This window comes from Sporosarcina newyorkensis, assembly GCF_900167515.1.
Lineage (GTDB): Bacteria > Bacillota > Bacilli > Bacillales_A > Planococcaceae > Sporosarcina > Sporosarcina newyorkensis.
The window spans coordinates 377,302-399,462 of record NZ_FUYJ01000001.1 but is presented as its reverse complement, the minus strand read 5'-3'; the positions used below and the strand labels follow the sequence as shown (position 1 = coordinate 399,462).

The 22,161-nt window shown below is 38.3% G+C and carries 30 protein-coding genes and 1 pseudogene; 26 read left to right on the top strand and 5 right to left on the bottom strand.

All coding sequences use genetic code 11. The features are described from left to right. Positions 1-355 precede the first annotated feature (355 nt). From B5D59_RS02140 to B5D59_RS02070, 17 genes are all read left to right on the top strand, one after another. Entirely contained in the window at positions 356-592 is a 237-nt protein-coding gene (locus B5D59_RS02140) for an ATP-dependent Lon protease (RefSeq protein WP_078816674.1), read from the top strand. 121 nt (positions 593-713) lie between these two features. Further along, complete coding sequence (locus B5D59_RS02135; protein ID WP_078816673.1) at positions 714-1,319, top strand: stage II sporulation protein M; 606 nt, start codon at positions 714-716, stop codon at positions 1,317-1,319. A gap of 36 nt (positions 1,320-1,355) precedes the next feature. After that, a complete protein-coding gene (locus B5D59_RS02130; RefSeq protein WP_078816672.1) occupies positions 1,356-2,267 on the top strand; it encodes a DMT family transporter in 912 nt (303 codons plus the stop codon). 121 nt (positions 2,268-2,388) lie between these two features. Continuing rightward, positions 2,389-2,817: a DUF4181 domain-containing protein gene (locus B5D59_RS02125; RefSeq protein WP_078816671.1), complete on the top strand. Its 429-nt coding sequence runs from the start codon at positions 2,389-2,391 to the stop codon at positions 2,815-2,817. 65 nt (positions 2,818-2,882) lie between these two features. Then, entirely contained in the window at positions 2,883-3,245 is a 363-nt protein-coding gene (locus B5D59_RS02120) for a VOC family protein (protein WP_078816670.1), read from the top strand. 354 nt (positions 3,246-3,599) lie between these two features. Next, a complete protein-coding gene (locus B5D59_RS18110) occupies positions 3,600-3,758 on the top strand; it encodes a hypothetical protein (protein ID WP_176132473.1) in 159 nt (52 codons plus the stop codon). A 180-nt stretch (positions 3,759-3,938) separates the two neighbouring features. Further along, positions 3,939-4,367 carry an RND transporter gene (locus B5D59_RS02115; protein WP_078816669.1) on the top strand — a complete coding sequence of 143 codons (429 nt, stop codon included), beginning with the start codon at positions 3,939-3,941 and terminating at the stop codon, positions 4,365-4,367. Positions 4,368-4,571: 204 nt separating this feature from the next. Then, positions 4,572-6,395 (top strand): serine hydrolase domain-containing protein, encoded by a 1,824-nt coding sequence (locus tag B5D59_RS02110; protein ID WP_245799417.1) that lies wholly within the window; start codon positions 4,572-4,574, stop codon positions 6,393-6,395. Positions 6,396-6,822: 427 nt separating this feature from the next. After that, positions 6,823-7,146: an ArsR/SmtB family transcription factor gene (locus tag B5D59_RS18365; RefSeq protein WP_078816668.1), complete on the top strand. Its 324-nt coding sequence runs from the start codon at positions 6,823-6,825 to the stop codon at positions 7,144-7,146. 3 nt (positions 7,147-7,149) lie between these two features. Continuing rightward, the gene (locus tag B5D59_RS18360; RefSeq protein ID WP_078816667.1) at positions 7,150-7,560 is read left to right on the top strand and encodes an SRPBCC family protein; all 411 of its coding nucleotides are present in this window, start codon (positions 7,150-7,152) and stop codon (positions 7,558-7,560) included. 94 nt (positions 7,561-7,654) lie between these two features. Continuing rightward, positions 7,655-7,930, top strand: a complete 276-nt coding sequence (locus B5D59_RS18650) for a hypothetical protein (RefSeq protein WP_342746507.1) — start codon at positions 7,655-7,657, stop codon at positions 7,928-7,930. A gap of 14 nt (positions 7,931-7,944) precedes the next feature. Further along, positions 7,945-8,364: a ferredoxin reductase domain-containing protein gene (locus B5D59_RS18645; RefSeq protein WP_342746506.1), complete on the top strand. Its 420-nt coding sequence runs from the start codon at positions 7,945-7,947 to the stop codon at positions 8,362-8,364. A 49-nt stretch (positions 8,365-8,413) separates the two neighbouring features. Beyond that, a complete protein-coding gene (locus tag B5D59_RS02090; protein ID WP_078816666.1) occupies positions 8,414-8,854 on the top strand; it encodes an NUDIX domain-containing protein in 441 nt (146 codons plus the stop codon). A gap of 122 nt (positions 8,855-8,976) precedes the next feature. Next, entirely contained in the window at positions 8,977-9,930 is a 954-nt protein-coding gene (locus tag B5D59_RS02085; RefSeq protein ID WP_078816665.1) for a calcium/sodium antiporter, read from the top strand. 416 nt (positions 9,931-10,346) lie between these two features. Continuing rightward, the gene (locus B5D59_RS02080; RefSeq protein ID WP_078816664.1) at positions 10,347-10,742 is read left to right on the top strand and encodes a hypothetical protein; all 396 of its coding nucleotides are present in this window, start codon (positions 10,347-10,349) and stop codon (positions 10,740-10,742) included. 43 nt (positions 10,743-10,785) lie between these two features. Beyond that, positions 10,786-11,481: a hypothetical protein gene (locus B5D59_RS02075; RefSeq protein ID WP_078816663.1), complete on the top strand. Its 696-nt coding sequence runs from the start codon at positions 10,786-10,788 to the stop codon at positions 11,479-11,481. A 29-nt stretch (positions 11,482-11,510) separates the two neighbouring features. Beyond that, positions 11,511-11,741: a hypothetical protein gene (locus B5D59_RS02070; RefSeq protein WP_078816662.1), complete on the top strand. Its 231-nt coding sequence runs from the start codon at positions 11,511-11,513 to the stop codon at positions 11,739-11,741. 150 nt (positions 11,742-11,891) lie between these two features. On the opposite strand, the pseudogene B5D59_RS18405 reads toward B5D59_RS02070, so the two are convergent. Then, positions 11,892-11,987, bottom strand: a pseudogene (locus B5D59_RS18405) (hypothetical protein); the annotation flags it as partial. Positions 11,988-12,199: 212 nt separating this feature from the next. Between B5D59_RS18405 and B5D59_RS02065 the strand changes: the two are divergent. Both B5D59_RS02065 and B5D59_RS02060 read left to right on the top strand, forming a co-directional pair. Continuing rightward, on the top strand, positions 12,200-13,801 hold the full coding sequence (locus tag B5D59_RS02065) for a GMC family oxidoreductase (protein ID WP_078816661.1): 1,602 nt from the start codon (positions 12,200-12,202) through the stop codon (positions 13,799-13,801). A gap of 134 nt (positions 13,802-13,935) precedes the next feature. Then, complete coding sequence (locus B5D59_RS02060; RefSeq protein ID WP_009496597.1) at positions 13,936-14,622, top strand: M23 family metallopeptidase; 687 nt, start codon at positions 13,936-13,938, stop codon at positions 14,620-14,622. A 204-nt stretch (positions 14,623-14,826) separates the two neighbouring features. Here the strand turns inward: B5D59_RS02060 and B5D59_RS02055 are convergent, their stop codons facing one another. Further along, positions 14,827-15,288, bottom strand: coding sequence for an Lrp/AsnC family transcriptional regulator (locus tag B5D59_RS02055; protein ID WP_078816660.1), 462 nt, complete (start codon positions 15,286-15,288; stop codon positions 14,827-14,829). Positions 15,289-15,451: 163 nt separating this feature from the next. Between B5D59_RS02055 and B5D59_RS02050 the strand changes: the two genes are divergently transcribed. Continuing rightward, on the top strand, positions 15,452-15,895 hold the full coding sequence (locus B5D59_RS02050; RefSeq protein ID WP_078816659.1) for a GNAT family N-acetyltransferase: 444 nt from the start codon (positions 15,452-15,454) through the stop codon (positions 15,893-15,895). Between the two features lie 151 nt (positions 15,896-16,046). Here the strand turns inward: B5D59_RS02050 and B5D59_RS02045 are convergent, their stop codons facing one another. After that, positions 16,047-17,060: a DUF1646 family protein gene (locus B5D59_RS02045; RefSeq protein ID WP_078816658.1), complete on the bottom strand. Its 1,014-nt coding sequence runs from the start codon at positions 17,058-17,060 to the stop codon at positions 16,047-16,049. A gap of 100 nt (positions 17,061-17,160) precedes the next feature. On the opposite strand from B5D59_RS02045, the gene B5D59_RS02040 reads away from it, so the two are divergent. From B5D59_RS02040 to B5D59_RS02025, 4 genes are all read left to right on the top strand, one after another. Then, complete coding sequence (locus tag B5D59_RS02040; protein ID WP_009496602.1) at positions 17,161-17,424, top strand: hypothetical protein; 264 nt, start codon at positions 17,161-17,163, stop codon at positions 17,422-17,424. A 266-nt stretch (positions 17,425-17,690) separates the two neighbouring features. Beyond that, complete coding sequence (locus tag B5D59_RS02035; RefSeq protein ID WP_078816657.1) at positions 17,691-18,425, top strand: DnaD domain protein; 735 nt, start codon at positions 17,691-17,693, stop codon at positions 18,423-18,425. 11 nt (positions 18,426-18,436) lie between these two features. Continuing rightward, complete coding sequence (locus B5D59_RS02030) at positions 18,437-19,291, top strand: ATP-binding protein (RefSeq protein ID WP_009496605.1); 855 nt, start codon at positions 18,437-18,439, stop codon at positions 19,289-19,291. An 11-nt stretch (positions 19,292-19,302) separates the two neighbouring features. Next, the gene (locus B5D59_RS02025; RefSeq protein WP_009496606.1) at positions 19,303-19,476 is read left to right on the top strand and encodes a hypothetical protein; all 174 of its coding nucleotides are present in this window, start codon (positions 19,303-19,305) and stop codon (positions 19,474-19,476) included. Between the two features lie 252 nt (positions 19,477-19,728). On the opposite strand, the gene B5D59_RS18400 is transcribed toward B5D59_RS02025, so the two are convergent. Together B5D59_RS18400 and B5D59_RS18395 are read right to left on the bottom strand one after the other, a co-directional pair. Next, complete coding sequence (locus tag B5D59_RS18400; RefSeq protein ID WP_245799416.1) at positions 19,729-19,839, bottom strand: putative holin-like toxin; 111 nt, start codon at positions 19,837-19,839, stop codon at positions 19,729-19,731. Between the two features lie 327 nt (positions 19,840-20,166). Continuing rightward, on the bottom strand, positions 20,167-20,277 hold the full coding sequence (locus tag B5D59_RS18395; protein ID WP_245799415.1) for a putative holin-like toxin: 111 nt from the start codon (positions 20,275-20,277) through the stop codon (positions 20,167-20,169). Positions 20,278-20,522: 245 nt separating this feature from the next. Between B5D59_RS18395 and B5D59_RS02020 the strand changes: the two genes are divergently transcribed. Then, a complete protein-coding gene (locus B5D59_RS02020) occupies positions 20,523-20,954 on the top strand; it encodes a BrxA/BrxB family bacilliredoxin (RefSeq protein ID WP_009496609.1) in 432 nt (143 codons plus the stop codon). Then, a complete protein-coding gene (locus B5D59_RS02015; protein WP_078816656.1) occupies positions 20,951-21,730 on the top strand; it encodes a class I SAM-dependent methyltransferase in 780 nt (259 codons plus the stop codon). Before B5D59_RS02020 ends, B5D59_RS02015 begins: the two co-directional genes overlap by 4 nt. Positions 21,731-22,161 lie beyond the last annotated feature (431 nt).

Below are 22,161 nucleotides of genomic sequence, written 5' to 3'. Positions count from 1 at the left end.
TCCTTTATTCATTTCCGTTCTTTATGTTTGGGGCTCTCCCAGTTTCATTGTACATCGATTTTTCCGCTAAAATTAAAAATTGTTCGAAATGGATAAAGACGTTTTTATATGCGGGTTTCGGCAGTTTGGCAGGTCTTTTGGGGAGCGTAGTTCTATATGATTTATTTCCAATTTTGTCTATGCTTATTTTCGGCATGGTCGGTGGAGTTATTCACTATTTCATATTGGCACTAATAAAAAAGATTATCAAATAGCAACGTTGCCGGTGATTTGTCTGGAGGTAAAAGCCGTACAACGTTGTGCCAGAAAAAGTTCATTTAACTGATTACAATTAGGTAAATTAAGGAGGGTTTTTATGAAGTTGTTGTTATCCATTCTCTTAGCAGGGTTTTTAGGCACCTTGGTTTTCCTCGGTCCTATTGGAATATATATTTTGTGTGCAATTATTGTTGGAGTCATTTTCAGGTTATTTATCTTAATTAATGAGATACATAAACAGGTAGTACCGATCAATAGCAATGACAGAGCGAAAGATGTTTATAAAAGATACATAAAAGAAAGGGAAGAAAGAGAACGAGAAACTAATGTATGATGTTCTTGTATCATAGAGAGTATCTGTATAAAAAATGATCGCGAAGTTCCAATAGTCAAGCCTATTGAAACAATCGTGAATGTTTAAAAAAGGAGTATGATTCCAAATCGTAACGTCTACTATGCCAAACATAATCAATAAGGCTTTATTTAAAAGAGCTATTAAGTTTTTCATATTTGCAGCATCCATAACAATACTTGCCGCAATCATAACGTACATAATCAATCCGGATTTAAAAGAGGTAATGAAAGGAATAGACAGTAGGGCGTCCGAACAAGTTAAAGAAGCTACTGGTGTGGATAAAGTATGGTCATATATTGTAAATAACGGTTTCATGGTACCTTTTCAGATGTTTATCCTAGCCTTGATTCCAATACAATTTTTGTGTTTTCTCAATATCATTACAACAGTCTCCTTGCCAGGAATTCTTTTTGGAGTTGCGTTGCAAAGTGATTTTGGAAAAGGCTTTGAAATTATACTTTCTTCTCTTCCTCACTATGTTTTTGAGGTTTTTGCGTTATGCTTACTTGCAGCGGCTCTATTTGAATTGAACCGAGTGATTAGAGCGAATATAAAAAGTATATTTAAGAAAGATAGATTGGGATTATCATTTATTAAGCCATTTTTAGCAACTATAAGGACGTACGCTTTTTTTGTTTTACCCATCATTATTTTAGCCGCATTACTGGAAACGTACATAGCCGATTTCCTATATAATTTATTTTAATTCAAAGAAAAAGCTTTTTAAAAGGAGCGGAGCGTCATGGAATATGCTGCAGACAGGACTCAAAGCAAATATATGATCGGGGTAGCGGCTCTCATATTATCGGCAATCCTCACTGCGCTAAGTCAGGTTTATTATGGGAATCGGGTACAATCTGTTCATCCTTTTTTATTCACCGGCATTAGTTTTTTTATTACGACTTGTTATTTTCAATGGTTTGCACGTAAGCAAAGGCTGCCTTATTATTGGAGGAAAGCCATTTCTCCATTAGTAAAGTTGAATCTTTCATCCGCGTTAACGTTCATGGGTTTTTACTATGCGTTGAAGTATATTGAGCCAGCCATTGTCAGTTCATTGGAGATGGGGATTGGCCCTTTGTTTGTCATCTTGATTGCCCTTTTTCAAAGAAAAGCCGTTACACTAGAAAAATGGGGAATAGCAGTTGGAACTTTGCTTACGACTTTTTTGCTAATTTATGCAGTTTTCACGGGACAATCCGCTACCGCAATACAATGGGATGTGAATGTTCTTCTTGGTATTTTTGCGAGCGTGGCATGTGGTTTAGGCGCAGTGTTATGTACTATTTATTCCAAGCAGTTAAGCAATGAAGGCTGGACGAGTTCAATGATATTATCAAAACGATTTTACGGCATTATTTTACTATCATTCTTTTTTACATATGATCTGATTTTTGATTATGCGCTAGAGAATATTGGATGGATTTTGGTAATAACATTTACAGGTGTTCTCATCCCCATGTACTTACTGCAAAAAGGAATACAGTACTGTGAAACTTTTTTGGTTATGATGTCTTTATGTTTCATACCTGTTATTACCTTTTTCTTGCAATTGTTTGATTCGAGACTGCAATGGTCGAATTTAACTCTAGTAGGGGTATTGCTGTTATTCGGGCTAGGAATTTCGAGTGTGTATGTGGAAAGGAAAGCTTAACTCCCAATATCGAATTGTCCTATTTTGGTGATTCACTTTCTCTAGCTTAATTTTCCCAATAGATTGCAACGATCCTAAAGAAACGTCAATAAAAAATTAATTGGAAGATGGTGGATCGGTCATGGGGAGTATTTTTGTAAAGTTAATTCTAATGATATCTGTTTTCAGTCTTTTCGTCTTTTTCCTTAATAAGATTCTTAGGAAATGGCTGAACGTGGAAAAGAAAAAGCCTTTTTCGTATGACCATGTAAATGCCAAACATAAAAAGATTGATTGGACAATTAGAATTGCTTCCATTGTTTTGCTGTTAATTGGTTATTCCGTTAACATTACACGCGTACCTACAGAGCGTATTTGGTTTTTGGAGACGTATTTCATTTTATTCGCCTTTATGATTGTATCTGAAACAGTTAGAGCTGTTATGGAAAAACGATATGCTGAAAATGGAAATAATTATATTTTCACGATTGTTCAAATGGTAGTTTTCTCAATACTTTTATTTTCGTTATTTATAACTGATTTTTTCGGCTTATTTGATAACCTTAATTAGGCGCGATTTATACAAATTTTATGATTAGAGATGCTTTATCAGTTAATTAAAGGGAGAGTTATATTATGATCATCGGTTTACATCATGCACAGATTACAATTCCCACTGGGGCTGAAGAAGAGGGGAAAAAGTTTTATTGCGAAATTCTTGGTTTAACGGAGAGAGAAAAGCCGGATTCCTTAAAAGGACGTGGGGGATTTTGGTTAGAAGTCGGAGATCGAGACGTTCACGTGGGGACAGAAGATGGGTTTGACAGAGTCACAACAAAAGCTCACTTAGCTTATCAGGTACAGGATATTTCGTATTGGAGAAGCGTGTTAAAACAGCATAACATTCAAGTGATTGAAGGAGTTCCCATCCCAGGTTTCGAACGATTTGAATTCAGAGATCCTTTTGGTAACCGAGTGGAGATGATCCAGGAAGTATGAGGTTGAGATTCAGAAGCTTGAATTGAACCGGAAAAGAAAGGATGTTAGACCATGGATGGTAGTATATTTTTTGCTTTTCTTCCCATTTTAGGTTTGTTATTTTATATGGTTCCGGCTATATTCATTGTTTGGTTTCTAGTGAAATTCATTAAAATACAGGACCGCAGAAATGACATACTGCAGAATATTGCCGATAAGTTAGATAAGTGATAAGGACTCTGAAGGTATATCGTATGATTTATCAACAAAAGGATGCTAATTCACCTAATGGGCGCTGTTCTTGAAAAAAGATCAGCGCTCATTCTTCATAATTGGAGCTGATTTGTGAATAGAGTTCAGAAAGGGAAAATGCCAATGAAGAGAAGATTATTAGTAGCATCGGTAGTTATGTTTGTCAGTTTAGGCAGCTCTCTCGTGTTCAATTTGAATTCACTTAGTTGGACGTTTAAAACGACTTATTTTGTTATTGTTGCAAGTGTTTTTAACGTTATCGGGGTAGTCCTTCTCTTCTGACTCTTCAGAAAACCGGAAAAACGTGTAAGACTGATAGTGCAAAATTAATGGGTTTAGTCTACGAAGAACACTGTGCCTGAATCGGATCCAGATTACAGAATAAAATATAGTAATATCTCATTGAGTAATTATGAGGGGTGTAATTTGTTTGGGAAAAGATCGTCTGTGTGGAGGGGTAAAATGATTAATAAGCGTATTTTAAAAACAATTAATTGGTTTGTGTTCATATCCCTTGTTTTGATAGGGGTTATTACAGCAGTTTTTGCATTTTTAGATATAAATAGTACATCACATTCTTTTGATGCTGATCAATCTCGCGCTGAGTTTCGTTGGAGTTCAATACACACAGCTTTCTCGGTAGTATTAATTCTTCTTTTGACCTTTTTGGGATTAGGTTGGAAGCGACTGTTTCCTTTCAATGTTCCCATTGCTTTGATCATAGCAGGATTATTGTATTCGCTATTTTTTTTAACGTTTACAGTTGGCTGGGTAGGCATGGTGGGACTACTTGGCTTAGCCATTGCTATCGTGGTAGGAATGATATTAATAATAGTGTATTCCGTTTATTTATTGAATGAAAAACGGAAAAGGTCATCTAATAATACGTAGCCACCACTTTTTTCTGCAATTATTATAGGAAAATTTAATACGTCGATTGAAGTCTAGTGAGGAGTAAAGTAGCAATTTTAGGAACCCTTTCGGACGGTTGTTTGATAGTTATTAGCCTTGTCAGAGATAAGGGCTTTCGCGAGCAATAAAATGTATCAGAAAGTTATACATCCAGTTCAATTGATAGAAAAAGGGGGGAACAAAGTGAGTAATCACAATAATAAGTTCTTTAATACTTTCATTTGTTTTCTACTCCTTTGGATCCTATTTGGATATAACCCTCAGTCAACGTTTTCTGCGAATGAACATATTGATTTAGAAAATAAATTAGAGAATTATATGCTAGAACACGAGGGAAATGTTGCTGGATTAGCAACGATTGTAATTGACCAAGGTGAAATCATTTACAAAATGAAAGGTTATTCAAATATAGAAGAACAACACCTAGTTAATGAAAATACGGTTTTTGAATGGGCATCCGTTTCTAAAATTCTAATTTGGATCAGTGTTTTGCAATTAGTAGAGTTAGGAATGCTTGATTTAGAAACAGATATTGAGACTTACTTGCCAAATAATTTCCGCTCCAAAACAAAATTTGAGGATCCGATCACGATGCAGTACTTAATGCATCATACAGCGGGATTTGATGATAGTTATACAGATTTAATGATTCATCGTTCAACAAAAAAGAGCTCCTTACGAGAAGTACTTGAAGAGGCCGATATTAAACAAATATTTCCTCCTGATGAAGTCGTTGCCTATTCAAATTACAGTAGTGGTCTCGCTGCCTATATTGTTGAGGAAGTGAGTGGTCTAGACTATCGGGAATACGTACGGAAGAATATTTTAGAACCACTTCAAATGACGAAAACCGCAATAGATCCTGAACAAGACGATAACAAATGGGTGAAAGAACGGCGGAAAGAAGTGCAGGGATATTCGAATACGCTGCAATTAATCGAACCTAATTTTTACTCGATTCCTATGTATCCAGTAGGTAGTGCTATGGGAACAGCTACAGATCTGCAAAAGCTGTTACAAGCGTTATTAGCCGAGGATGGAGCCCCCTTATTTAAAGATAAAAAAACGATTAATATAATGTTTGAGCCAACATTATATTACCCAGAAATCAATATCCCAAGGGTTGCAAACGGTTTATTTTATTTACCTTCGAAAAGTCAGCATGTTTATGGTCACGGTGGGAATTCTAAGGCTTTTAGCTCCTCATTTTATGTAGATAGAAAAGAACGTATCGGAGTTTTAGTGTTGACAAACATTAAAGATGAAAGTACGTTCACAGCGGGGATTCCTGAAATCATTTTTGGAGAATATGAACATGGAGAAAATGAAGAAAAAGTAGAAAATTCATCTCAGTGGAAAGGTATTTATGAGCCGGCCCGGTTACCACGACACGGATTTAGTAGAGTGTACGGGTTATTTTTAAGAAGCAAGACGAAGCAAAATGGGTCACACGATTTAATGGTAAACGACTTGAAGTATTCACAGCTAGAACCAGGCATCTACAGAACAGAAGATGGATTCAGTATACACAGTCTGGACCTTTATTCACATCATCCGCAAACTAAAAAAATGTTATCTAATATGTATTCAGATTTACTTTACGTCCCTTACTATAAACACTTCCTAGAGTGGGGAGGAATTATTCTAGGATTATTCGCTATACTGTTTTCTTTACTCTGTAGTATAGTCACGATTTTTAGAAGAATATGGAATAAAAAACATCTGCACTTATTACTATTTACTCAACATATTTTAAATCTACTTGTGTTTACTAATATTCTTTGGATAGTTTATAAGGCCTCATCTATGGTAAGTTATTCATTTCTTAAGCCATTTTTAACTTTAAATTTTGTTTATATAGTGATCACTCTTATCAATAGTGGGTTTATAATTGTTAAAATAAAAGTTAAAATACTATCTAAATATAAGAAAATCGTTTGGATTATGACAATTATTTTTACAGTTATTTTGTGCGTAAATATTTTGTATTGGGCGTTTTATTATTAAATATTTCATGTCGATAATGAGAAAATAATTTGAGTTACCAAGTATAGATACAACCAAAATAGAACGACAACTTTAAAAATAGATTGTATAACAACCAGGCCATTTAGTTGAATAAAATAGCTAAGGGAAGTAGAAGAAAATATCATTGATTAAAAGGAAATGGTGGAGAATACCTTGAAAAAAGTTGTCATTCCCATATTAGGGGAATAAGAATTTAAAGGTTCTTTACCTCACCTAAGGAGAAATAATGAAATAATATTGATTTAATTACTGTCCAACTCAGAAGGTTGGTTCAGTTCAAGAATTTACTTAATAACAAGAGAATAAATCTATGCCAGTTATACCAATAATAAACATTGACGAGACACCATTTAGTGACCTATTATAAAGACACTGAATGGTGTCCTATTTGTGAGGGGGGGAGGTTTTGAGCGAGAAAAAAGAAGGTCGTGATGTTTATGAAGCCATCGCAGACCCAACGAGACGTAAATTGCTACGTATATTGGCAGATGCAGGGGAGTTACCTTTGTACGAACTAACTGCCCCATTCCAAATAGGGCGTACTGCAGTTTCTAAACATTTGGCTATCCTGAGAGAAGCGGGTTTGGTTACCGTTCGTAAAGTTGGAAGGGAAACAAGGTATCGAATAAATGCGGCCCCCTTGCAGGAAATTAAAGACTGGGTATCCTTTTATGAGAACTTTTGGGTGGAAAAAGTGTCGCATTTAAAAAAATTACTATCGGAGGAATAAACTATGGCAGACGTAACATTAGATTTTCAATTTACAAGTTCTATTGAACAAGTGTGGAAGGCATTAACAGATTCAGATATGTTGGCAAAATGGATATGGAACAATGACTTTAAACCAGCTGTCGGAGAAAAATTCCAATTCCGTTCTGAGCCAAATGAATGGTGGGATGGGATTGTTAATGGGGAGGTACTCAAAGTTGAGGAACCTCATATATTGTCTTACACTTGGGCAAGCGCTGGAGAAACCACTATGATTACATGGACATTGAAAACAGGTGCGGACGCTGCTACACATTTGCATTTTGAACAAACAGGTTTCAGTGAGGAAACAAAAGCAACCAAAGGAGCTATTGAAGGAGCTAAATATAGTTGGACGAACTTTGGTGAGCAACTTAAAAAAGTGTTGGAACAATAATCGTATTTTGCTTTAATTAAATGAATGGATAAAATAGATCATGTTAAACAGATCACTAAAATGATCTGTTTTTCGTTTTAAGGAGAACAGGATGATGAGCTTTATTCAAGATACCTTATCAATATTCAAAAAGAGGGAATTGTTATTAATAGAAAGCAAAAAAGAGTCTGAAGGGGTATATTCCTTTCTATTCGAAAAAGAACAGGGTTTAACCTGGAAAGCAGGACAACATGGTCTGTTTACGATTATACATAGGAAGACAAAAAAACCGATACGGCCATTTTCTATTGCATTTGCTCCAACCGAGAATGTGATTAGACTCACAATGCGTATTAGTATCAACCAAGCGATTTTAAGAAAGCCATGTTAGAGTTAAAACAAGGCATGAAACTTAAAATGAGTGGACCATTAGGCGGGGGGGCGGGTTATCTCCAAAATAACAGTCCTTCCCTTCTAATTGAAGGCGGGATCGGAATAACACAATTTCGATCGATAATAACACAATTGAAGACTGAAGAGATTGGACAGAATAATTTACATCTGCTTTATTTAGATAGCAATAAAGCATTTATATTTAAAGATGAACTTGATGGAATTGCTGAAAACACTTCAATAAGTGTAACTTACCTTGATTCAAGAGATGAATTACATCAGGAAATAGACAAGTTTACCAATGTATATAAGAATGGTAGTAAATACTATATTGCGGGACCGAAGCCAATGGTAGATACAATTTCAATATCCCTATCAAACAATAATATTTCAAAACAAAATATCAAAAAAGATGCCTTTTTCGGAAATTAAAAATTAACACACACAACCAGACCATTTTCTAGAAGAAAGGAGTTTTAATTTGAAAAAAATTGATGCATTAAAAGCCGGGGTTGCTGTAATTATTTTGAACCAAGAGAATCAAGTTCTATTGCAAAAAAGAGCGGATGTGGGCCTGTGGGGTATCCCTTCAGGACATGTGGAAATTGGTGAAACCGTGTCTGAAGCAGTTATAAGAGAAGTAAAAGAAGAGACGAATTTAGATGTAAGAATTGAAAAGCTAATTGGTGTTTATTCCGATCCTAATTCACAAGTTTTCAATTATCCAAATGGCAAGACAGTTCATTTTATAACGACTTGTTTTCTTGCTGAAATTACAGGTGGGGAATTGAAATGTAATTCAGACGAATCGCTTGAAATTAAATTTTTCGGCCAGGATAATTTACCAGAAGATCTGTTAACAATGCACCCTCAATGGTTAGAGGATGCTCTTTCAAAAAAGGAAGCAGCATTTATTCGCTGACCAATATTCTGGAATCGTTTTTACGTTATCCGTTTTTATATTCCGTAATAATAGGGTATGTATTTAAGGTAAACAGAAAAGAATAGTAAAAATACGTGAATGAATAGGAGGAAAACAAACCAATGGCATATATAATATTAATTATTGGATTTGCATTGTTAATAAAAGGAGCTGGCTATTTTGTTGACGGGGCTTCCAATATCGCGAGACTGCTTCAGGTTCCGCCTATTTTAATCGGGTTAACAATTGTAGCTTTTGGGACAAGTTCACCGGAAGCGACGGTCAGTATTATTGCAGCACTGGAAGGAAGTGCTGAGGTTGCAGTAGGAAACGTAGTTGGAAGCAATATTTTTAACATTACTCTCGTCGTAGGAGTGGCTGCTTTTCTATATCCTTTGAAGGTTGAAAGTGAGACTATTAGAAAAGAAATTCCATTTACCTTACTCGCAAGTGTGGCATTGCTTATTCTTATGAGTGACATGGCATTGCAAGGGTTCAGCAGCAACATGATTACACGTGGTGATGGATTCATCTTCTTATTGTTCCTTTCCATTTTCATGTATTACGTTATCGAGATTGGACTAAAAAGCCGAAAAAATGCTGCGAATGAACCCGTACCTGAGAATATCAGCTGGGGTAAAAATATATTAATTACCATATTAGGCTTGGCTGCTATTATATTTGGAGGGGATTTAGTAGTAGATAATGGTACAAAAATCGCCTACTCTCTTGGCATGAGTGAAACATTGGTGGGACTCACAATTATTGCAATTGGAACATCTCTTCCTGAACTTGTCACATCTATTTCGGCGGCACTGAAAAAAGAAAGTGAAATAGCACTGGGGAATATTGTAGGGAGTAATATTTTCAACATTTTATTTGTACTTGGTGCTTCGGCTGCAATCTCTCCATTAGCCGTGAATGATAAGGTGTTTATTGATGTGATGTTCATGATCGTCCTAACTGTTGTGTTAATGATTTTCTCAAGGACCAATTTCAAGATTGGGAAGCGGGAAGGATCAGTGCTTGCTGCCGCCTATATTGTTTATTTGGTATATATTATAATACGGAATTAATAGGAACCGATATGCCCTGGGGTGCTGTATGAAACCCCGGGCTATAACAAGTTTCACATTTGGTGATGAGACTTGGTGAAAGAAGTCGCGGTATGACCAAAGAAGATGACACGGTTGATGAAATTGACCTTGTGTTATCTTCTTTTCTATATGACGGAAAGATGATAGAGCCAGGTCCTTTTAAAAATTGCGTTTTTTACATAAGGAGAGAGTGGGCTTCGAATGTTAAAGTATATTATTTTTTATAAGGTTTAAGGAACTGTTGAGGAGACTGATGGAACTAACATCCTGCCGTTGCGTTCAAAGTGGAACGAATAGAATAAGAACTTGATTCAGGCGGAAATTTTCTTTACCAAACTGCCTTTTTAAAATAAAGTATAACAAATATAATTAGATTTTTTAGGAGGTCAAAATGAGTGAGTAGTTCCCCAAATAAAATGAAACTTATCATTCCAAAAGGATGTGATAATGCTCCAAGAAAACAAATAATCATTGACTTTACAGTAGCTATAGTTGAGCTGCAACATGAAATCATTAAGGAGTATGCAGTTGAATCAATTATATGGTATCAATTAAAAGATCATAAAAAAATAGAAGGTATAGGTTCATTTGTTACTACCTTGCAAGATGAAGTAAAAAACCTTGTTTCCTGCCTTGAAATTTACCAAGTGATAACTCACGGGAAATTTGCTTCTATAAATGGTGTGATTTCATTAATAAATGGTACAGAAATTGACTTCTGTGATGTATATACATTTAGTAATAGTTCGAGGACTGGAAAAGTTAAAGAAATTAAATCCTATAGGCTATAATCTGGAAAGTGAAGTTTTTAAAAACGGAACTAGGGGTGAAGTTGTGTATATTTTAGACCAAACGAATGAATTGGATATCGATTCACCTGAGTTCGATGTGCGAAATAACGAAGTGAAAAATCAGCGGAAAATGCTTTTTGATTATTTTATTATGAAAGCCTGTACTGTGGATATATTGATGTACAAAGGGTTAACTGAAGAGAAGATACTAAAGCAGATGAAGAAGCTTTTTAAAAACCAACGAGTAAAAACAGATCATCATGGTAAATGCTACAAATTCTTTTTAGATGACGCTGCCAGGAGTTGGATTACAGCAAATAATATCAGTGAATGTACGAGCGTTATATATGATAAACATGACAAAGTGATTGCCGATTTTAATAGACATGTATCGTTTTATGAACAAGTGCCTTTGCCATGTGGTGTGTTGCCAGTGAAAGAGCTGCCATTTCAACTGGAAATTTATATTCCCGATAAAGATAGAGAACGTGATGTAGATTTACAAGAACAGGCTAAATCGTATTATATCAATACGGACTATGATTGTATGGAGAAATTTGCTTTTGAAACAATTGAAAATCTTTATTTTTATCCATTGTCTATCTATATTGAAACGCACGACGGAGAGCAACGTCAAATGCAGAAGGATTGGGCGGAGTATGATGTAGAATATATAGACTCTGGGCAGCGTGTGTTGACCCTCTCTTCAAAAGGGATGTATCATGCGGCTTCTTTTTAACAGTAAAGAACACCGATGAATTAAATATTGTGTTCGAAAAATTATTTTACTTAGCATATCAAAACGACACGTTCATTGTATCTCAAAATAAGCTGGAGAACCGAACTGGCCGTAACCGAATTTTCAAATCAAGTGATAAAGTCGTTTTAACGTTCGATCATGATGCACAAGGGATTGTCCTATACAGCGCGCTGAATCTAGAAAAAGTAAAGAGCTATTTTACAAATTATATGATTACACATATACAACAAGAGAGTTAGGCAATTAACTTGCCTCTCAAATTCTTACAAAAGAATATTTTGTATTGGGCGTTTTATTAATAGAAATGGGGTGTTTTAATGAGCAATTGATAAGAACTCATACAATTTAGCACGCAATACTATTTGATTACCGCCTAGTCAGGGTCTTTTTCATTGGTTGGCCAGCAAAATCACAAAATACAAAAACATCGCAAGCAAGCCAAGTATTAAACCGACGCGGGCCCACTCGACGATGTGTATATTTAATTTGCCGGGGGATTCAACATCCCGCCACTAATGAGCAATCAAAACAAAATCGCCTAAATCTTTCGAGTCTTGTAGCTGGGAGGAATAATACTCATTATCTTAAGTTGCGTAATATAAGGTATTGATAAGTCTATCATTGGAAATGGGCACCTTTATATAGGGATGCATATGCTAATTTATAAACATGCAAAGGCTAATATGGGGGTGCTGGGGTGGGTAAGGTTCATAGTGGGAATTTAACGTTTGATTATATCGTAATTGGTACTGGACCAGCTGGATCAGTCATTTCGAAAAAGCTGACAGATGATAAAAAAACATCCTTGCTTGTTTTGGAGGCGGGGGATCATAACAGTGGGGAGCAGCCAATAAGGAATTCGCTTTTTGCCCCGCCATTCATTCTAACGGATAACTATTTGCCTGAATATTTTTGGCAGGGAAAGGGTGTCCCACAGAAAAACGTAAATAGCCGTTCCTTTGAGTGGACGGGTGGACGGACTCTAGGCGGCAGTTCCTCAGTTAATAATGAACAATATGTACGACCTTCGCAAGTGAATATAAAACAATGGGAGAAAAGCCTTGGACCGCTTTGGTCGCCTGAACAGGAAACCTATCAATTTGCAAAGTTGGAGAACTACAACGGTGCAACCTATAATCCATATGCTCGGGGATACGGCGGTCGATTGAATATCAGACAGACTCCGGCGTACCCAACTGAAATGGTAGAAAAGATGGTTTCGGCTATGGAACGGGCCACTGGTCTTTCAAGAATTCTTGACTATAATGACCCGAATACGCCACTTGGTCCCTTTACGAGATGGCAACTTTATCAGATGCCTGACGGTCAACGAGAGAGTGCGGATACCGCCTTTCTATCGCCCGATGTTATGACTGTGAGTGGTCAAGGCGTAAATGAGAGAAAGCTAACAGTATATTATAATTCAACAGCTCTTCGTGTGATTTTTGATAATGAAAAACGCGCAATTGGCGTCGAGTTCCTTAGAGCAGGGAAGTGTGTCCGTGCGTACGTTCACAGAAAGGTCATTGTATCCGCTGGAATCAATAGTCCTCAGCTGTTAATGCTTTCTGGAATTGGATCGTCAGACATCCTGGATAAAGCCGGAATCCCCATTGTGTTTCATAATCCCAATGTCGGAATGAACCTAACCACCCACTCCGCCAATACAGCTACTTTTACAACGAATCCAAACGACAAAGCACTGCCAGCCAATGATCCATTTGCACTTTATACAGGTGGAGCCTTTTTACCGGACCCAACGCCTGGATCTGATCCAAATCGTCGTGGGGTACAAATTATTGGCCAAATTGATTCCAATGGAATGTTAAACATTGTCTTTTTCCTGTTAGAACCAAAAAGCCGTGGTTCTGTTAAAATCCAAAACTATGATCCATTAAAGATTGTGCTTGCGGACGAGGGGTTTCTGAATAACCCAGCCGACCTGGAATCCCTTAAAACAGTTTACAAAATCTATATTAGAAATATTGCGGCGGAGCTATTAAAGATTGACCCAAAGTATCAACTTGTTTCGCCCACACTTGATACTATTAACGACAATAGCAAGCTTGAAATGTATATAAAGAACAACCTTGCCCCCACACATCATGTACAAGGTACGCTTCGAATGGCACCCAATGAAAAGAGTGGGGTTGTAGATGCCAGGGGACACGTTTTTGGCGTACAGGATTTGATAGTTGCAGATGATTCCATTGCACCGTTCGTTTCGGACGGTAACACCTCGGCGCCTGCATTCTTCATTGGAGCAAACATTGCGGATCATCTCCTTGCGGGTCATTAAACGAGGTGACAGTGGCTGCTATAATACAAGGTACCTAATGTGAAAAATCTTGAGATTTTCGAATTGTTTAAACAAACTCAATAGTTTCGTGCACAGGTACCTCAACCAAAGAATCGACGAAGGAGGGATATGAGATGATTGAAGCACGCGAGCCGATAATTGTAGAGTTTCCTTTAAGAGGAGAATGGTACTCTCCTAACACGCCAGGGACAAAAATTCCTAGTCACGGCACAAACCAATTAGGATCAAGATATGCTTATGACTTTATTCAAGTGGATTGGGAAAGAATGGGTTGGCCCGCCTATCGCACTAGTTTGGCGCAATATTTACTTTTCGGGGTTCCCTTAGATGATTATTATTGTTGGGGGCAAGAAGTATTTGCTCCTTGTGAAGGAATCATTGTCCAAGCAAAGGACGGTTATAAAGAACGAGCAAGAACAAAATTGCTTTCAGATATGTCTAACGCTTATAAAAATGCTCATTATTTCGACCTAAAAAAAGACGACATACAATCAGTGGCTGGCAACTACATCATTATAGAATGTGCCGACAATATATATGCTGGATTAGTCCATCTTCAAACAGGGTCAATTCAGGTTTCAGTTGGTCAGCGTGTAAAAAAAGGTGAAGTTATTGGTAGAGTTGGTCACTCGGGTAACTCCTTTGCTCCGCATTTGCATTTTCAACTTATGGATAGTAGTGACATAGCTACCGCAAATGGATTGCCTTTTGCTTTTGAACAATACGAAATATTTAAAAATGGCCTATGGGAAAAAGTAAATAATGGGATTCCAACAAATAAGGATAGAATAAGATTTTAAAAATTCTGATGAACAGGAATAAATGAAAATAGGCTCGTATAATGTACCTGTGTGAGAAACTAACAGGAAGGTTTCAATAGTCGTGATTATTTCATTAATCGCGTAAGTTTAAACAAACTCAATGGTCTTATGCAAAGAAAAGATATAAATAGTCTCCTCATTGCTTAAAAGAGCTTAAGTATTACAAAGGCATCCTGAATAGATCTATTCAGGATGCCTTTGTCTATCTAAAACAACCATGTCATTAGTAAATGGTTTATAGTCTACAACTGAAGATAATTTTATTAAGGTAGTCGGTTCTCCGAAAGATAAAGTAGCATCAATAAATTCTTCAAGTATTTTCACTGATTCCGTTACAACCTTTACTAAGTAACTAAACTGGCCGGCTAAACGATGGCACTCTACTACTATAGGTTGTTCTTTGCAAAAATCTTTGAATTTTCCCCCTTGTTTTGTATCGAATAAGATAAATGCTGTTATGTTTTTATTGAGTTTTTCAGGGTCAATGATAGCACGATACCCTTTTATAACTTCTTTATCCTCAAGTTTTTTTACTCTTTCATTTGTTGCAGGCGTTGAAAGCCCAATTTTCTTTCCTAATTCTGTCATTGATATTCGAGCGTTTTTTTGAAGTTGTATAAGAATGCTATGATCAATCTCGTCCAAGTTTTTTTCCTCCTTAAAATTTTAAGTACATATATACTATTAAAGTTTTAAATTAGGTATCTTTAAAATAAACCTTAAAATGGTTATGTATTCAGAATAATATACCATATATAATTGTGAGTAAGAAAAAATTATATTATATAGGAAGGGGAGAGGAATTTAAATGAAAATATATCATGCTATCATTGAAGATTTAGAAGGAGTTTCAAAATTATTTAATTTGTATCGCATGTTTTATCAACAACCATCGGATTTAGAAGGGGCTAAGACTTACATAAAAAAACGTTTAGCAAGCAGGGATTCTGTTATATTAGTTGTTAAAGATAAGCAAGGATATGTTGGATTTACTCAACTCTATCCAACATTTTCATCAATATCGATGAAAAGAGTATGGATATTAAATGACTTATATGTGGATGCAGAAGCTAGAAACCAAGGGGTAGGAGAAATGCTCTTAGACAAAGCTAAAGAGTTTGCTGCTGAGACAGGGGCAAAAAGTATTAGTTTAAGTACGGCACCGGATAATTATTCTGCACAAAGACTATATGAAAGAAACGGGTACGTTCGAGACTCACATTTTTACCAATACGAATTAGGGTTGCCCTAATAAAACTTCAAATGTATTATTTGTATAGAGTACTTGTCTTAGAAACAAATTCAATAATTCCATGTAATCCATTTCCCAACCAAACACTTCGGAGTGACTTCGTCTAATTGCATGCAAATAGAGAAAAGACCGCCAACTGAGCGGTCTTTTTTCATTGCCTAGCCAGCAAAATCACAAAATACACAACCATCGCAAGAAAACCTAGCGGCACACCGACTCGCGCCCATTCACCACTGCGTATATTCAATTTACCTGCCGCGATGATATTCGGGATATTCCCCGGTATCAGCATCCCTCCACTAATGAGCAATCCAAGCAAAATCGCCTGAATCGTCGCTTCGTCCATAGAAGGACTAATTTCCGCTGCAGCCAGTGTCGCATTATCGAGAACGGCAGAAATCATATTGATCCAATACAGCGTCAGTGGATGAAGATCGAGTAAGTAAAGACGAATCAACGGTTCGAATCCGGCGCCGAGAAGTGTCAAAGCAAGGACAAAAACATACACTTTCATGCCTCTCACCAAAATACTCCAATAAGATTCCGCCGCTTGTCCGGATGATTTGCGGACGGTTAAGCGAGGACGGATGATGAACAGTGCCAACAGTCCGAAGACAAAGACCCCTGCTATGATATCCGTTCCGAGCAAATTCATCAGATAATAGAAATCTTCATTCAGTTTATTGGTTGCAATCGTTGAAAGCGGCTCTCCGATGGGTGTAAGCACTGCCCCCATGCCGATCGCATAACATGCCAAAATGACGAAGCGAATTTCCGAGCGGCGGTCCATTTGGAGTACCGAAGCAATCGCAACGAGGACGAGTGCCGCGATAATTGCGGTGATGATACTGGAAACGAGACCTAAAATCATAATAATACAAGCTAAATACAGACGAAAAGGGATAAGCCGGCTGCCGTATAGAATGGCTTTTTCAAACGGCACACGCACCCAACGGAATACAATGCCGGCTGCGACGACTGCTATTGTAATATGGAGCGGGTCACGAAGCGCCTGCATGATTAATTCGGGTTGAAGCACTCCGCTAATATATGCGGCAGCACAGCCCATGAAAAACAGAAAAATTTCCAAGTTTCGTTCTATACGAGTAACGGTAAAAGGCAACAACAATACAAGCATTAGAATCACTATCAAGCCAGCAACCATAAGCTACTCCTTTTTTTCATTATTTCCTACTACTCTATGCAAAGTGCCGCCTCATTTTGCATAGAATGTCCATACGATAGAAAAAAAGGAGAGACGGAACATGGAAGCGACGGATATCGTATTAATTCCCGTCATTATCGGCTTGATTGAGCTGCTGAAATTATATGGTTTGCCAAAAAAATTGATGCCCATTTTCTCACTGGCACTAGGTATTGGCGGAGGCATGTTCTATTTGTTCCCGAATGATTGGAAGTCCGGTGTGTTAAGCGGGCTGATTATGGGATTGTCCGCGAGCGGGTTGTATTCTGGAAGTAAGACGATGGTGAAACGGAAGGATTGCGAGGAAGATGGCAATGGAAAATAAGATGGGCAAACTAGGCGAATAGTAATTGCGAGAGTGGAGGCAAAAAGCTTCGACTCTATTTTATTGTTCATTTTCAAAAAACAGAAAATAATTTCAACAACAGTGTATCCTTTTCCAAAAAAGATTCTATATGACAGATAAAGAGGTACCCTCTGTTCAATAAAAGGTGGTGAAATAATGAACTACTTAAAAGAACTTGTTTCGTTTCATGACTGGCTGGACACAACCCTCTATCGAGCGGGGCGATTGCTTTATGGCACACACTGATGGCGATCAACAATAAAACTGTCTGGTCGGATGAATTTACGGTCGCAAACTTAACATTACAAGCAAAGTGTGGTTTATCCCGACAACAACTAGACAGATCCAGAAAGCAATTAATGAACGCAGGACGAATCGTCTACACAAAATCCGGTCGGGCCAATCAAGCTGGTTGTTATGCGCTGGTACGTTTTGATACACAGGACGATCACAAAGCGAGCACAGTACGGACACGAAACGAACACGACGTAACCACATTAAGTAAACCTAAACAAAATGAAATAAAACAAATCGTTAGACAACAGCAAAGTCTTTCGGATGAACGAATTAAATCGACTAGAGAAAAAAGCTCGGCTGTTGTGGACGCTGGTTTTGCAGAAATCGCTAATTTTTATGAAACCAATATCGCGCCGCTTACCCCACAAATTGGACAGGTTCTCGGCGAAATGTGCGACGAACTAAATTCCGAACTTGCATTACTCGCTTTAAAGAAGGCTGTATTGGCGAACGCGACGCATAAAATTAATTATTCGTTCGTCACCATACGCAGCTGGAGGTCGCAAAATTTTACAACGATCACCGACGTGGAAAATGACGAAAAGCAAAAAGCGCGCAAAGGGCAACCAAAAGCCAAGGTTCGGTCGTTATTCGATGCCTCGTCGGAAACCCTTGAGCGACAGAGAAAAACAGTGGAGAACTACAAACCGAAAGAAATCGATTACTCGAACTTGCCATTCTAGGAGGGATTGTATTGGTTCATGCATTTGAAAGTGTATTTGAGAAGCTGAACGTCCGCAAAGTAGAGGATTTATTTTTTAAGATCCATCCGGATTATGTGCAAAGTGTATCGGAAGTGCGTATGGAATATGTTCAATGTCCAGCTTGTCAACAGCATACAAAACAAGCATGGGTATATTGCTTTGACGGTGACCGGCTTCAAGAAGACGTTTGGTCGATTTGTCATGAATGTCAGAAACAATTTTATACCCTTCAAGTGGGGGCTAAATTGATTCAGAAGCGCCAGGATATCGTGGATGGTGATTGGTATTACATCAATAGCGATGACAAAGCAGGCTTTAAGAATTTTGAAGAACTGAATCCTGAATTGACGGCGGCGAAAGGAAAAGCTACCGACTATATCAAAGATTTGTTAGAAGGTAAGATCCGGAATTTACGGATATCAGGAACGCCAGGTACAGGCAAAACGCATCTCGCTAAGGCGATTGCGCGGACACTCAAACATAAGGGCAGAAAAGTGGCGTTCATCGAATCTCGAAAGCTCTTCGACAATATCAAAAATACGTTTGGCAATCGGGTGGCGCAAGAGCGTTTTGAAAAACAATTTGCTGACTTTGATCTAGTCGTGTTAGATGATGTCGGAGTTGAAACAAATAAAGCGGCCGACGAACTCTCCTGGTCTAGCCGTGAATGGGTAAAACTAATTGATTTGCGACGCGGTAAATCAACCGTATACACAACAAACTTCGACAAGGAATCGCTAAAAGCGGTGATCGGCGCTCGTTCTGTTTCTCGGATAGGTGAGAATTCAGAAACCATCGAATTATTTACTCCGGATCATGATTATAGAGATCGATTATTATATTAGGGGTGTTGGAAATGACTAATTGGATAAACAACAAAGGGATTTACACGGTGTGGCCCGTTGCTGAGGTTAACAAGCAACAAATCAAAGCGGACATGGATGCCTTGGAAAAGCGTCTGCAAATTGCGGAAGCGGCAATGGCTGCACGAAGGGGGTTGGCGGTAGTTGAAAAGGTATCCGGTCAGTAAATGGTTCAAGCGCAGTTCGGATTTTATTTAAATTGTACTGGAGGCAGGTGTCTTAACTTAACTTTCTTAAGCATACCTAGGTGTAGAGATCGTATTAATGTGGTAAGATAACCATATACTAAAAAAGACTAGGTGCGACTACACCCAGTCAATGCAGCTGACATCCGCATGAAGTGCGGTTGGCCAGTAAAAGTTATAAGGTGTTACAAAGAGAGTAACCACTCAGCTTTCTGGACAGTTAGCGGAGGGTGGTTACTTTTTTCTGTTGATGAATAGTGCAATCATCGCTACAACTGCTGTTGCCATTGCCGCGAGAAACATTCCAAATTGGAATAACATGTTCATTGCATCGTATGTCACCATGTAAGCACCCCCTTTCAAAGGGAGTGCCAACCGCCCATCCGCTATATGTCGTCTACCTATTAATTATACCATTCTAGCGGATGAAATGACATACTGTTCATATTGCTGCCTATTTCATGCTCGTCATTACTAGTTCTGAATTTCTATGCTAAATCAGGTGTAGAGTTCGTATAAGTATGGTAAACTGAACATATACTAAAAAAGACCAGGTGCGCTTACACCCGGTCAATGCAGCTGACATCCGCATGAAGTGCGGTTGGCCAGTAAAAGTCTTAAGGTGTTACAAAAAGTAACCACTCAGCTTTCCTAGTCATAAGCGGAGGGTGGTTACTTTTTTCTGTTGATGAATAGAGCAATCATCGCTACAACTGCTGTTACTATTGCTGCGAGAAACATTCCAAATTGGAATAGCATGTTCATTGCTTCGTATGTCACCATTTTAAAACCCCCTTTCTCAAGGGAGTGCCAACCGCCCATCCGCTATATGTCGTCTACCATTCAATTATACCATTTCTAAGAGTGAAAAGAAACATAAATAGACCATATGTTCGCCTTCTGTTGATTGAGAAACCATTCCGAATTTAATTTACTATAAAAGCAACAAAAGAGTAGATAAGATGAAAATCTCCACTGAACACGATAAGATAGAAACGTAATCGATTAAAGAGAGGCGGAGATTTTTAATGAACGCATACGATGAGTACATGAGGGGCATTGTACAGCCCATGCGCGAAGAGTTAGTACAATCGGGCTTTACGGAATTAACGACAGCTGAAGATGTGGAACATACATTACAGGACTTAAAAGGTTCTGCAGTCATTGTGATCAACTCGGTCTGCGGTTGTGCAGCAGGTTTAGCGCGTCCCGCGGTTCGCGAAGCAGTTGCGGAAGTAAAACCGGATCATTTATTGACCGTATTTGCTGGACAGGATAAAGAAGCGACGGAAGCTATGCGTTCGCATTTCCCTGAAGTGCCGCCAAGTTCACCATCTGTCGCGATCTGGAATGATGGGAAATTAGCATACTTCATTCCACGTGAACAAATTGAGAACTTTCAAAAAGAACAAATCAAAGATCACCTCGTCGATGTGTTGACGAATGTTGTTAGTCAGTGAACGTGATTATTACGACTGCCGGCCGACATGATGAACAATCTGCTGCTTTATTGAAATATGCCGAGGATTGTTTGGGTGCTCCTGTTGTCGAACGAAAAAAGCGGTCCGTGTCCAAGTTGCAAGACGTCTATCAATCGGACGTCTTGGTGGCTGGGAAGGACCGCTATTCGTTTTACAGACGCGGGATGTCGGAGCCATTCTTTTTTCATCCGAATTCTGCTACGTATCGATTGAAGCGTCTGTTGAAAGGTGAACTAGATCCTTTAATTGAAGCAGCAGAGTTAATGGCGGGAGATTCTTTTTTGGATTGTACGTTGGGTCTTGGATCGGATGCCATCATCGCGGCTAGTAGCGTAGGTGCGAATGGGATGGTCGAAGGAATCGAAGCAGATAAGGTAATCGCTTTTTTGACTGCGACTGGATTACGCAGTTTTCCGATTGATTTTCCTTTGCTAAAGGAATCAATGGAACGGATTGAAGTCATTCATTCGGAAGCTGTTCAGTTTTTGAAGCAGTGTCCGACAAGTTCGCGTGACGTGGTGTTTTTAGATCCGATGTTTACAACACCCATTGAGGAATCTTCCAATTTTGAGAGTTTGCGTGAAATAGGCGCTATGTATCGTTTGTCGGAAGAGTGGGTAGCTGAGGCTTTAAGAGTGTGCAAGCGACGCGTGGTATTGAAAGACCATTACCAGTCACCAATGTTCGAACGTTTTGGCTTCACTCAGCAAATTCGTCTGCATACGAAAGTGCATTATGGCGTGCTGGAGAAGTGAGTGACGGAGAACCGAACGAAAACTCGTCCGCACCGCACCAATCCAAGACAGAGCCGCACCAAACTGCTTTGTACCGAGCGAAATTCTACCACAAACGCTCGTAACTCGCACCACACCGCACCAAAACAACCGTAGTGCGAGCGTAACAACTTCTTTCCATAAAAAAAGACTGCACAGGCCGAATTCTTGGCTTGTACAGTCTTTTTTGCGTTTCGCCTGTCGAGGCTAGACGGCATCTTTCGCTTTTGTACCATCCAGCTGCAGGCGCCAGTCTCTCGGGACACTTCTGTCTTAAAGATAAAGGCAAAGAGCGCCTTTATTTTTAAGACCTCCAGTGCCTGTCGAGACTAGACGGCGTCTTTCACTTTTGATCAGTGAGTGAAGTTTAAGGAACTTAAGTATAATGTCAAAACGAGCATTCCGATTCCTAG

Coding starts and splice junctions, on each gene's coding strand:
- B5D59_RS02140 (WP_078816674.1), top strand. CDS start 356: ATGAAGTTGTTGTTATCCATTCTCTTAGCAGGGTTTTTAGGCACCTTG.
- B5D59_RS02135 (WP_078816673.1), top strand. CDS start 714: ATGCCAAACATAATCAATAAGGCTTTATTTAAAAGAGCTATTAAGTTT.
- B5D59_RS02130 (WP_078816672.1), top strand. CDS start 1,356: ATGGAATATGCTGCAGACAGGACTCAAAGCAAATATATGATCGGGGTA.
- B5D59_RS02125 (WP_078816671.1), top strand. CDS start 2,389: ATGGGGAGTATTTTTGTAAAGTTAATTCTAATGATATCTGTTTTCAGT.
- B5D59_RS02120 (WP_078816670.1), top strand. CDS start 2,883: ATGATCATCGGTTTACATCATGCACAGATTACAATTCCCACTGGGGCT.
- B5D59_RS18110 (WP_176132473.1), top strand. CDS start 3,600: ATGAAGAGAAGATTATTAGTAGCATCGGTAGTTATGTTTGTCAGTTTA.
- B5D59_RS02115 (WP_078816669.1), top strand. CDS start 3,939: ATGATTAATAAGCGTATTTTAAAAACAATTAATTGGTTTGTGTTCATA.
- B5D59_RS18360 (WP_078816667.1), top strand. CDS start 7,150: ATGGCAGACGTAACATTAGATTTTCAATTTACAAGTTCTATTGAACAA.
- B5D59_RS18650 (WP_342746507.1), top strand. CDS start 7,655: ATGAGCTTTATTCAAGATACCTTATCAATATTCAAAAAGAGGGAATTG.
- B5D59_RS18645 (WP_342746506.1), top strand. CDS start 7,945: ATGAAACTTAAAATGAGTGGACCATTAGGCGGGGGGGCGGGTTATCTC.
- B5D59_RS02085 (WP_078816665.1), top strand. CDS start 8,977: ATGGCATATATAATATTAATTATTGGATTTGCATTGTTAATAAAAGGA.
- B5D59_RS02060 (WP_009496597.1), top strand. CDS start 13,936: ATGATTGAAGCACGCGAGCCGATAATTGTAGAGTTTCCTTTAAGAGGA.
- B5D59_RS02050 (WP_078816659.1), top strand. CDS start 15,452: ATGAAAATATATCATGCTATCATTGAAGATTTAGAAGGAGTTTCAAAA.
- B5D59_RS02045 (WP_078816658.1), bottom strand. CDS start 17,060: ATGGTTGCTGGCTTGATAGTGATTCTAATGCTTGTATTGTTGTTGCCT.
- B5D59_RS02040 (WP_009496602.1), top strand. CDS start 17,161: ATGGAAGCGACGGATATCGTATTAATTCCCGTCATTATCGGCTTGATT.
- B5D59_RS02035 (WP_078816657.1), top strand. CDS start 17,691: ATGGCGATCAACAATAAAACTGTCTGGTCGGATGAATTTACGGTCGCA.
- B5D59_RS02025 (WP_009496606.1), top strand. CDS start 19,303: ATGACTAATTGGATAAACAACAAAGGGATTTACACGGTGTGGCCCGTT.
- B5D59_RS18400 (WP_245799416.1), bottom strand. CDS start 19,839: ATGGTGACATACGATGCAATGAACATGTTATTCCAATTTGGAATGTTT.
- B5D59_RS18395 (WP_245799415.1), bottom strand. CDS start 20,277: ATGGTGACATACGAAGCAATGAACATGCTATTCCAATTTGGAATGTTT.
- B5D59_RS02020 (WP_009496609.1), top strand. CDS start 20,523: ATGAACGCATACGATGAGTACATGAGGGGCATTGTACAGCCCATGCGC.